This window comes from Frankia sp. CoWAU3 (assembly GCF_977971855.1).
Genome location: NZ_CDWWXB010000038.1, coordinates 1,627 through 2,609 on the forward strand (window position 1 = coordinate 1,627; position 983 = coordinate 2,609).

The 983-nt window shown below is 75.1% G+C and carries 1 protein-coding gene; it reads right to left on the bottom strand.

The features are described 5' to 3' along the window. On the bottom strand, positions 1-945 hold a 945-nt coding region (locus AC08ON_RS06070), incomplete at its 3' end, for a D-alanyl-D-alanine carboxypeptidase (protein ID WP_476616598.1). Between the last annotated feature and the right edge of the window lie 38 nt (positions 946-983).

Consider the following 983-nt stretch of genomic DNA (forward strand, 5'->3'; position numbering starts at 1 on the left):
CGAGGCGGGCAGGCCCCGCCGATGGGCGACGAGCCGTCCCAGGCTCTCGGCGAGATCGTTGTCTGACTGGGTGAGCATGCGTTCGACCAAGACCCGCACCGGAGGGCTGTAGACCGCCGCGACCCGTTGTGCGGCCGGGTCCGCCGGGCCGGTGGCCACCGATCCGACGGATACTCCGGCGGTCATGAGCGCCGCGGCGAAGGCCGTGGTCGCGGCGGCGGCCGGGGTGGGGCTGCGCGGTCCGATGGCTTCCGGTGCCGACCGTCCGGCGTCGACCTCCAGCGCCGAGACCGGGGCGACGTCCCCGTCGGTCACGTAGTTGTCGCGCCATCCCGGTGCCCGGTCCGGACCGACGAACAGCCCTCCATCGCCGATCACCCGAGCCGCCGAGGTGATACCCGCGGCCCGGACCTGAGCGGCGAGATCGCTCAGCCGGGCCAGAGCCGGATAGCCGTCGGGCGCGGTGGAGGCGGTCAGGGTCGGATCTCCGCCGCCGACGAGCCACAGTGTTCCGCCTGATGTGCGGGCGTTCCCGCCCGCGGGCGGGCTGTAGACCACGGTGGTCCGCAGCCGGTCGTCGGGGAAGGTGGTCAACGCGGCCGTGGCGACCGCGGTTTTCAACGTGGAGGCCGGTGCCACGGGGATGCGGGACCGGACGTCGAGGAGCACCCGACCCGACTGCGTGTCTATGACGAAGGCCGCGGGCCGCGCCAGAACGGGATCACCCAGCGGGCCGGCGAGGCGGGCCGCCACCGCCGCGGGCTGCGGGATCGGCGCGGCCGGATCGAGACCGCCGAGCACCGCAGCGCCCGCGCGGTCGGACCCGCTGCCGGCGAGTTCCGCGGCTGATCCGGTGGTGGGACCGACGGACAGGGAGCCGGCGAGCAGCGCGCCGGCCAGGGCGGTGAGCCCCCCTACCCGGGCGACCGGTGCGGCTGACGTCACTCACCGACACTACGCAACCAGCGGGCGGTCGGCGACGG